1 protein-coding gene is annotated in these 1,172 nt (G+C 70.1%); it reads left to right on the forward strand.

Features of this window, described 5'->3' with window-relative positions:
* The coding region (locus tag U5A56_RS36820; protein ID WP_321927387.1) for an acetyl-CoA C-acetyltransferase at nucleotides 1-1,172 on the forward strand (1,172 nt) is incomplete at both ends.

Here is a 1,172-nt window from a genome sequence, read left to right on the forward strand (position 1 = left end):
ATGACGGACGTAGTGATCGTATCGGCCGCGCGAACCGCGGTCGGCAAATTCGGCGGCTCGCTCGCGAAGATCGCGGCACCGGAGCTGGGTGCGACGGTGATTCGCGCGGTGCTGGAGCGTTCGGGCGTGAAGCCCGAGCAGGTGAGCGAAGTGATCATGGGCCAGGTGCTGACGGCGGGCTCGGGGCAGAACCCGGCGCGCCAGTCGCTGATCAAGGCCGGCCTGCCGAGCGCAGTGCCGGGGATGACGATCAACAAGGTGTGCGGCTCGGGCCTGAAGGCCGTGATGCTGGCGGCGAACGCGATCGTGGCGGGCGACGCGGAGATCGTGATCGCGGGCGGGCAGGAGAACATGAGCGCGGCGCCGCACGTGCTGCCGGGCTCGCGCGACGGGTTCCGGATGGGTGACGCGAAGCTGGTCGACACGATGATCGTCGACGGCCTGTGGGACGTGTACAACCAGTACCACATGGGCATCACGGCGGAGAACGTCGCGAAGGAATACGGGATCACGCGCGAGGAGCAGGACGCGTTCGCGGCGCTGTCGCAGAACAAGGCGGAAGCCGCGCAGAAGGCCGGTCGCTTTGACGACGAGATCGTGCCGGTGTCGATCCCGCAACGCAAGGGCGAGCCGCTGCAGTTCGCGACGGACGAGTTCGTGCGCCACGGCGTGACGGCGGAATCGCTGGCGGGGCTGAAGCCGGCGTTCTCGAAGGACGGCTCGGTGACGGCGGCGAACGCGTCGGGGCTGAACGACGGCGCGGCGGCGGTGCTGGTGATGTCGGCGCAGAAGGCGGCGGCGCTCGGCCTGACGCCGCTGGCGCGGATCAAGGCGTACGCGAACGCGGGCGTGGATCCGAGCGTGATGGGCATGGGGCCGGTGCCGGCATCGCGCCGTGCGCTGGAGCGCGCGGGCTGGACGCCGGGCGACCTGGACCTGATGGAAATCAACGAGGCATTCGCGGCGCAGGCGCTGGCGGTGCACAAGCAGATGGGCTGGGACACGTCGAAGGTGAACGTGAACGGCGGGGCGATCGCGATCGGTCACCCGATCGGCGCGTCGGGCTGCCGGATCCTGGTGACGCTGCTGCACGAGATGGCCAAGCGCGATGCGAAGCGCGGGCTGGCGTCGCTGTGCATCGGCGGCGGGATGGGCGTCGCGCTCGCGGTCGA

The sequence above is a fragment of the Burkholderia sp. BCC1998 genome, assembly GCF_905339875.1.
Taxonomy (GTDB): Bacteria; Pseudomonadota; Gammaproteobacteria; order Burkholderiales; family Burkholderiaceae; genus Burkholderia.